General features: G+C 62.4%; 7 protein-coding genes. 1 reads left to right on the top strand and 6 read right to left on the bottom strand.

From position 1 onward, the window contains the following. Window positions 1-32 precede the first annotated feature (32 nt). Complete coding sequence (locus STRTUCAR8_RS29660) at window positions 33-1169, top strand: hypothetical protein (protein ID WP_179200573.1); 1137 nt, start codon at window positions 33-35, stop codon at window positions 1167-1169. 174 nt (window positions 1170-1343) lie between these two features. On the opposite strand, the gene STRTUCAR8_RS29655 is transcribed toward STRTUCAR8_RS29660, so the two are convergent. The 6 genes from STRTUCAR8_RS29655 to mobC form a co-directional block, all read right to left on the bottom strand. Beyond that, entirely contained in the window at window positions 1344-2039 is a 696-nt protein-coding gene (locus STRTUCAR8_RS29655; protein ID WP_044473124.1) for a TIGR02391 family protein, read from the bottom strand. Between the two features lie 103 nt (window positions 2040-2142). Continuing rightward, window positions 2143-3891, bottom strand: coding sequence for a diadenylate cyclase (locus STRTUCAR8_RS50430; RefSeq protein WP_006379799.1), 1749 nt, complete (start codon window positions 3889-3891; stop codon window positions 2143-2145). Window positions 3892-3903: 12 nt separating this feature from the next. After that, the gene (locus STRTUCAR8_RS50425; protein ID WP_078507367.1) at window positions 3904-4548 is read right to left on the bottom strand and encodes a Cap15 family cyclic dinucleotide receptor domain-containing protein; all 645 of its coding nucleotides are present in this window, start codon (window positions 4546-4548) and stop codon (window positions 3904-3906) included. Further along, entirely contained in the window at window positions 4548-5459 is a 912-nt protein-coding gene (locus STRTUCAR8_RS29645) for a nucleotidyltransferase domain-containing protein (RefSeq protein ID WP_006379804.1), read from the bottom strand. Before STRTUCAR8_RS29645 ends, STRTUCAR8_RS50425 begins: the two co-directional genes overlap by 1 nt. A gap of 698 nt (window positions 5460-6157) precedes the next feature. Next, a complete protein-coding gene (locus STRTUCAR8_RS29640) occupies window positions 6158-7858 on the bottom strand; it encodes a relaxase/mobilization nuclease domain-containing protein (protein WP_006379800.1) in 1701 nt (566 codons plus the stop codon). After that, on the bottom strand, window positions 7855-8499 hold the full coding sequence (gene mobC, locus STRTUCAR8_RS29635; protein WP_078507366.1) for a plasmid mobilization relaxosome protein MobC: 645 nt from the start codon (window positions 8497-8499) through the stop codon (window positions 7855-7857). The genes STRTUCAR8_RS29640 and mobC overlap by 4 nt, the downstream gene beginning before the upstream one ends. Window positions 8500-8622: the final 123 nt, after the last annotated feature.

The raw sequence follows: 8622 nt of genomic DNA, 5'->3' as shown, positions 1-8622 counted from the left end.
TCCGCTACTCTCACCCACGCCCCGGGGGATCCATGGACCCGCACGGACCCGTAGCCCAGCGCTTCCCGCTCGTCGCCCGATTCCGGCCCGCCTGTCTGCCCCTGCCCGATCGCGTGCGCGCGCTCGTCGAGCTGGCCGACACTGCCGTGAAGAAGACCGACCAGGGGCGCGCATCGGCCGTCTACAACCAGGCCGCGCTCATCGCCTCCGATCTCGGCCTTCCCGACCTCGCACGCGAGATGTGTCACCAGCACGCCGCCGCCTACCTCCACGCCTGCCCCCTGCCCGGCATGAGCGCGATCCGGGGACTGGAACCGGTCGTCAACCTCGCCCGCCTCCGGATTCGCGCCGGACGCGCCGACGAGGGACGTCAGCGACTGCTCGACCTGTATGAGGCCGTCGAGGCGGGCGCGGCTGCTCGGTTCGACGGTGTCGCGGTACCGGCGGACCTCACCACGACGGACGAAGACCGCCACGAGGTCCGCGCGTGGCTGTGGCGAGTACTCCTCGCCGACGGCACACGCACGCTGACCACCGAGGGACGCTGGGCCGAGGCCAAAGCACACATCGAAGCCCACCACGGCGTAGGCAAACGGATGCTCGATGGGCGCCAAGCCGCCATACTTGCCGCCCTCGTAGCGGGTGACACGGCATCAGCCGCTGCTCTCCTCGCTGCCACGATGCCCGGCGATCCATGGGAGCAAGCCGTCACGGCATGCCTGACCGTCCTGTGCCGCCGCGCCGCCGGGCAGCCGGTCGACGGCCACCTGGCGGACCTGGTGACGACTTACTCGGAGAGGAAGACCGAACTCGGGATGACCGTCTTTGACATCCGGCTCGGACTTACCGTCCTTGACGCGATCGGTTCCGCCGAGGCGCCCGGCGCACGCCGCATCGTCGAGGAACTGCACCGCAGGACGACGGATGCCGAAGACGGCTACGCGGCCCGCGAGAACCTCGCGCACCCTCTGTTCGCCGCGCTCGCCACGGACCGGCAAACACAGGAGTGCCGCGCTCTGGTGCGTGCCTGCGCCCTCAGGGCAGGAACTGTCCCCGATGAGCTGCGAGGACAACTGACGGCTGCTCTATGTGCCAGCGACACCGTGATCCGGGAGAGTCTCGCGCGCACCTTCGATCCCGAACGTACAACCCCTATGTCGAGAGCCTGATGGACGCACGAACCTGGGTTCCTTCGTGCAGTACAGGTAATGGGTTGACTGCTGCCCTTACTGTGGTTTGAGGTTGAACGGGAGATCGTCAAGCAGGGATTTGAATTTTGGCGAGAGCAGGGTACTGAGCGAGGAACCTCCGCCTGCCCTCATGGCCCAACTGGTACCCGAGGACTAATGGTTCAACCGACACTCGATCTTGTCCAGCATCCGCATGAGCAGGCTGGCGGTCATGACTGCTTCGGATGCCTCGGTTACGTCATCGAAAGAGACTTCCCGGTGCCCGGAAGGGTTGCGGAGTACGGCATACACGCCCCGGAAGAGCATCATGGTTCCGTCGACCTCACCGGAGGGTGCGGCGGGATCGGCGAGCGGCCCGCCAGACTTGAAAGCCTTGGTCATCAGGTCCGTGCCAAACGCGTCGTCTCCGAAGCCGGCCAGCTGCCGCACACGAACCTCGACGGCCTTCATCGAAACGAAGATGGAGTTTTCGTACTCGCCAATGAGGAATTGTCTTCGGGCCTTGGCTTCGATCAACGGGTGCAGATTTTCTTGTAGGCGGTTGACGCTGCGCACGGTCGCAATGTCTTGCGCAACAGCTTCATGCCCGCGGCGCGTCACAAACATGGCTTGCGGGTTGCTATCTCCAGGCTTGTTAGCGAGCATCCCGTGCGACCACAACCATTGCACCGCCTCAGAAATGGCCCGCATGGCTTGGCCGCCATTCGTCCGATAATTCTCGTCGCGGGTGTAGCTCAAGCAGTAGTTGTACGAATTCCACTCGTTGCTCCGCACCATGTCCTCGAGAACATGCAGCGCCAGTTCGTCAACGGGCAAATCTATGGCGACTTGTGCAGTGATAGTAATCATGACCCATATATTTCTATTTCCGTCCCGCAGTCGAGACTGCGGAGAATCCTGGTTGGAGCGGCATTGCGCGGGCTATCTGGCGAGCGTTAAGTGAGAGAGTGCGTTAATCGCTCTCTGGAAGCCAGTAACTGTCATCCATCCTGGAGTCGGGGCGAAAAGATCGCTCCCGAATAGTGAGCTGCATATTTTCCATTCGCCATTCCTCCAATTCCTTTCGGGCGTCGTTGAGGACGTCACACTGGTCGCTAGAAAGATAGAATTGAAAGGACTCGACCACCTTCCATACCCGGCTAATAAGCTCTAGCTCTGGAGGTCGCTGTGTTGCCAAGTGAAGATAGGTAGCTACAGCGCCATTGACTTCACTTCGCAACACTCGAGGGTGCATCTGAGGCAAAATGTCAATACCGCCATCAGCGCTGTACACCACGACAATGGTTACTGGTCGACTGCCGCCGAGGTAACGCACCGCATTATTGAGCCGACTTCCACGAGCTGGGTCACCCTCACCCTTAGCGACCCCGTCAAGAATCACACCGATCGCGTGACAATTTCCCCGCGGGTCAAGTAGAACTGCACCGTCCATGTCAGTGAGCTGCGTAAGCAAGCTCGTTGAGAGCGGACCCGGCTCGACTACCCACGACTGCGGAGATAGTCGCTTCGCCTCACTCTTGGCATCCATGGATATAACAAGCATTGCCCCATGACGGTGCTTGCCAATCGCTCGGGCTGCTCGCAGTAGAGCGTCGTCGTCTCCATCAGGGAAGAGGCGATCGCACAGGTCGGCAAGATAGCCTTCGTCTAGGACATGTCTAGGCAGACTGGGGATGCCATCACGGACCGCAAGTAGCGCCACGTCTGCGTGCGATAGCTCCCAATATCCTCGTCTTAGAAAGGTCACAACGAAGACCGATTCGGAGGCGGGGTCATAGTCAGGTCGTACCGCTCCTAGTCCGTAGACCTGCTCTCCATCACAGAATACATCGGCGGTCGGGCCGCCACCTTCAAGCAGCTTGCGGATAGCCAGTGTGTTGCGGCTCTTCACTGGAGTTGTCAGTTTTAAGCTGATGTCAATAGCGGGGTTTTCGGCCTTTGACAAGACCAAGCGTCCAGCACCCTCACGCCCTTCATATGGCAGTGCTGAAAGCTGGTTCATGAGCAAGTGAAAGTCACTTGCGAACCAATAGCCGATGCAGTAAATCATAGTACGCAACATGTCTTCTGTAGCTGTACGAACCATCTCACCCGTACTAGCACCCAAGACACGCAGACCCGCCCCGGCGTCCGGTAGATACAAGGCTTTTGCAGCTCGACCAAGAATCTCCCAGACAACCGCATGGAGGAGCGAGTGGATCACGGGCATTCGGTCGATCATGGTTGTAGCGATTTGCGGCACACGAGCAACCGCCTGCTTGTCCGTTCCGATTATTACGTGAACGTCATAGTCCCCCACCTGCACCGAATTACTGGCGAAGAAGATACTGCCTTCCTGCCCTTCTAATGAACCGAGGATATCTTCGAGTGCTTCCGCTCGCATTCGATTCAAAAGAGATTCTTGCCGTAGCTTATGCGTTCTCGGATCAGTGTTGAAGATCTTACTTTCGGGATTCTGCTTGTACTTCTCGATCGCGAGGTGCGCCACGTCGGCAAAATCTTCTGGCTTGTACAGGATTTCACCCTGTTCCACGCAGATCGGGAACTGATGCTCGCCCGCCGCCTCAAAGCCAATGAGAATACATCTGGCTTCAGCCTCGAAGCCGATATCTTCGAAAGCGCGCTCAACCTCAAGGTCGATAGAGATGCGGAAGCTGTCCTGGAAGCCCCACATGAATTGCTCGATGTAGCGTTCTTTCACTAACAACCGCCTCTACTTGTCCCCGACAAACGGGCTCGCGTGATTGAACCCGTCGGCAGAAAGAGCAGACTCAGCACTGCTGTAGCGGGCAGGAGACCACTCAGGAAGACGCAGTTCGCCATCCGTGCGCCGATCTGTGAAATACGCTCCTTCGAGCCCCTCGCCAGGTTGCGAACCGATGTATACCTCTGCCGCACCCTTGTGTCGCTCGCTACGGTCACGCACCCCGGGTCGAGGGGTGTTGACATATTGCCAGCTAAGCCGCCATCGACCATCCGGATCGTGGATTAGCTTGGCGTGCTCAGAAATCGACTTCGACTCTCCAGTGAACAGTGTAACCGTCCACTTAGAAGCCGACTGGGAGATGTAAATTGCCGTCGGAATCGCGGGAACGCTCGTACCGTCCGGATGGACATAAGAGGAGACGAGCTCACCACGCCACGTTCCGGCCACCAACGGCACGCCCGTGAAATACCGCACGGCTTTCCACTTCCAGATAAAGCGTTCCCAGAGAGTGAACACAAGTGCGGCAACAGTGCCAGCGACGGAGTAGATGCGGAGCGGCACCTGTGAAAAGCCCTGGCCGGCGAGCAGCGCAAGCGTCAGCCACACGAGAGCGGCAATACCAATGCCGATGCGAACCTTGATGTTTTCCATCAGCTGTCAAGCCCCAGGTTCTGCCACGTCTTGAGCGTCAGTTCGTGCGCGTCTTCCATAGACCACTTCTGTCCAGGACCGAACAGAGGCTTGATGTCATTCGGCTCGTGCCAGTCTTCAGCGGAGGCGCCGGGCTTGGTCTGGTTCCAGATGTGCCGAATAATATGCGTGATGTCATCGGTGAGCGGTGTCAGACCTCCATGGTTAAAGTGTCCATCTGGTGTGCAGTAGACCAGGCACTCCATGAAGTAGCTTGGCAGTGCCTCAATTTCGCCGACTGCCACAAGATCATTTTCCACGCGCTTGAGGATGCGCACCATCTGCTTGTAGCGCATTCCAGTGCGGTTGTTCTTGGCCACCCCGTTGGCATACTGCTGCTCGGGGTAGTTAATGACCCACTCGCCGTTCGTGCGCCGCGTTGTGGTTCCCTCAAAGTACTGGATCCTTCCCATGGTGTCGTAGTGGTATTTCCGGTGTTCAAACGAAGGCACGACGTCGGCCTTGACGCGACCGCCGTTCTCGGCAATCTCGATAGCCGTAGAACCCGACGTGTCGCAGTCGCTGCCGTATGCGGCGCGCATGGCCTTTTCTAGCTCCGCACGGAACTCGGCCCCGTCGTAATGCTTGCTCGTGATCGGATGACGCGCAATCTTGTCCGCTGGACGCAAGGCGTCGTCGTTGAAGTAGTGAAACCCCTTGTGGATTACTGCGATATCAACATCGCTGTCAGCGCGGACGTTGGTATTGTTTTTGTACGAGCCTTTCGGCAAGAACCTAATGCTGATGCCATCAAAGCCACTCCAGCCCTCTACTGCCTTGCGTACCATGCGCTCGGCACGTTCCTGCTTGTCTTGCTCGGTGTTGCTGGACGGAGCCTTGTAGCGAGTCAGCTTGTCTTCCAGTGTGGTCATGCCTAGTTCCCCGTTCTTACGTTTCTTGCGCAGCCTGAGCTGCAGCCTGTGTATTGAGTTGGCCCCAGACCGGGGCTCGGCGCACACTCAAGCTAGCTGTCGGCACTGACAGTTGCTTACGCTCCGTCAGGCAGCAGCCAGACATAGCAGTCCAAGCCCTCGGCCTCCGTGACCGTTCGTGCTCACTTCTGTTCCTTCTTGGTCGACTGCATCTCCTGGTCCAGCACCCACACCAACGCCACCCCTCCCTTGGGAAACATCCAGCCTGGAGAGGTCACTTGAACGTTCGGTGATGGCTCGGATGCGCTCAGTTGCGTGATCCGTTGCTATCGATGGCCGGACAGGTAGTCCAAAACGTTCATGTGCCGGATACCGCAATCGCCGTACCGAATTTCAGCTGTGAAGTCCTTGGTTGGTTGAGTCAGATCGAGGCGGAGCACGTGTCAGCTGCTGGACGAGGGTGCGATAGATATACGCCAGAGGCATAGGTCGATCACCGTGTACCTGGTCGCCGAGGTTCGCGGCGTAGAGCTGGCCGTCCTGACTGCTGCGGATTGGCAGCGACTTGCCGTGAACGGGGACACTCACCAGCTCGAAGGCTTCAGGCGATGCTTCGGTCAGACCATTGAGCCCCCTCAGCCTGGACTCCGATCGGGTGATGCAGGCTCCCGTGTCGTTGAGGGAGGTGTTTGACGTGATCAGTGGCGTCGCGCCTGCGGCTGCTGCAGGACTGTGAGGGTGGCTGTCGCGTGCACCGGAGCTTGGGGGCTCTGGGCTCGGCTGCGGGCCCGTGCTGCGCGGGCTCGTGCGCTGGGTGCCGGCCGTGCGCTGAGGCGTTGAATGCGCCAGGTCAGGACTCGTGCGGGGGAGTCGGCGTCGTCCAGGGCGCGCTGGCCGGCTGCCTGCTGGAGGAGCCGCTCGGGGTCGTGGCCTGCGGCTTCGGCCTCGGTGAGGGCGGCGGTCAGCACTCCGAAGGCAGGGTCTTCGATGATCTGCTCCGCGTGCCCGGGGACGGCCTGGCGTAGGTGGCGGATGTGCCGGTCCACGGCCTGCTGGGGCGGTCGGCGCTGGGCGAGGGCGCCCAGGGGCGCGGCTGCGGCGTGGTCGTAGGCGGCCTGGAGGTGGAGCAGGGTCTGGTGGGCGGCGGTGACTTGCTGGTCGTGGCGGTGGAGCTGATGCCAGCGGGCGGCGGCGATGACGACGAGGATCGCGGCGTCGAGGAGCATCGCCAGGGTGGCTCCGTCCCTGGGGGCGGGCTCGCGGACCATTGCTCGCACGGCGCCGCGCAGGGCACGGGCGTGGTGGTGCTCGGCCCGGATGCGGGAGCGGGTGGCACGCTCGAACGCGCTGGCTGCTTCTCGGAGTTGGGGCCGAAGGGTCTGGGGTGCGAGGAGGGGGAGTGCGTCGAGGGCTTCGCCGAAGGCGGCAAGGTGGGCCTGGGAGGCTTCGTCGTCCGTCTGGTCGAGGTGGTGGGGGATGCGGTCGGCGGCGGCCGTGGCCTGGTGCCAGGGGTTGGGCCTGCGTCGGCCGGGCTGGTTGGTCGGCTGCGGCTCGATGCTCTCCAGGCGTTCCTGGATCCTGGGGAAGGACAGGTCCGGGGCGAGTTCGGAGCCGGAGAACCAGACGGGCTCCTTGTCAGCTGTGGTGGTGTCCTGGCTGGCGAACTTGCAACCGCGTACGTCGCCGGAGGGGAAGTAGACGACCTCGACGAGGACGCCGTCGGTGTGGTTGAGCAGGTGGATGAACTCTGCGGTGCTGGTGGCGGCGGCCACGGTGGTGCGGACGGTGGTGCGCAGGCGTTCGCGGGCGGGCTTGTCGTGGCCGGCGCGGCGGGCCTTCTCCTGCTCAGCGCGGGTGGGGCGCTTGGCGGCGGTGCGGTCGCCGCGGACGACTTGGAACAGGCCGTATTCCTTCTCGATGGCGGCGAGTTCGCGGTCGGCGGTGAGGTAGTCGTTCCAGTGGCGGGCGGTGCTCAGGTCGGCGCGGACCTTGGTGGCGGCGATGTGGATGTGGTCGGGGGCGTGGCGGACAGCGACCCAGCGGCATCCGTCCGGGTCGCCTTCGGGTGCGATGCCGGTTGCAGCCACGACGCGGCGGGCGATGTCGGCCCATTCCTCGTCGCTGAGGTGGCGGTCAGTTGTGGCGGCGCGGATGGAGCAGTGCCACGTGTGCTTCTCGGGTGCGCGGCCCAGTCGCCGGGCCTGTTTGACGTGCAGGTTGAGGTCGGCCACGAGGCGCTTCTTGGTGGCGTCGAAGTCGTCGGTGCGGCCGGGGTCGGGGGCGAAGCCGTCCCAGGAGGCGACCAGGTGGGGGTCGGTGTGGTCCTTGGCCTTCTTCGTGTCGAAGAGGTACCGGACCAGGCCCGCGGTGTCTTGGCCGCTGCTGATCTTCGCGATCATCGGGCCGCCTTCTTGCTGACGGCGTGGTTCGCGGCTGCCGCGATGTCCCTCACGGTCGTACCGACCGCACCCAAGGTACGCCCGGCCTGGTTCAGGACGGCGGTGTCCCCAGAGTGTGGACGGTCACCGGAGTTGAGCTTCTTGGCGATCTGGTTGATATTGTGGCCGATCTTGGCGACCTCGCTGCGCAGGGCGGTGAGTTCGTCGATGTAGTCGTCGAGCGGGGTGCGCTGGCCTGGCAGGGGGAGGTCGCCGTGGATGTGGGCCATGACGACGGCGCCGACGTAGTGGGCGCCAGCGATGTTCAGCGACCGGGCCTTGCGCAGGATCGCGGTCTTCTCGTCGACGCTGTAGCGCACGTCAACACGCTCTTTGCGCTGCACGGCTTCGCGCTTACGGCGGCGGGCGACACGGTGCAGCGCGGCAGCGTCAGCGGCTCGCGACAGCGGAACGGCAGCGGTGTCGACGGGCTGTTCCCTCTCGGGCACCCCCTGGTGCCCGAGCACCTCCGCCACCCTCGGGGCGGAGGCTTCCCCGTTGGGCCGCCCCTTGGACGGTCCAGCGGGATACCTTGCTGCGCTGTTAGGGGTGATGGTCATCTCCTGTTGGGTGGTGGGCAGTTCGTGGTGTGGGTCGTGCATGGGGCGGCTCTCCGTGATGCGTGGGGATCGGGATGGGGAGTGTGTCGGCGTGTCTGGGCCTTGGAGGCGGCTGACCACGGTGTTCTGGCTGCCGTACGTGAAGGAGCAGGGTGCGGCGGGCTA

The organism is Streptomyces turgidiscabies Car8, from assembly GCF_000331005.1.
Classification (GTDB): domain Bacteria; phylum Actinomycetota; class Actinomycetes; order Streptomycetales; family Streptomycetaceae; genus Streptomyces; species Streptomyces turgidiscabies.
The sequence above is the reverse complement of the archived record's forward strand: the minus strand, read 5'-3'. Positions and strand labels throughout refer to the sequence as shown.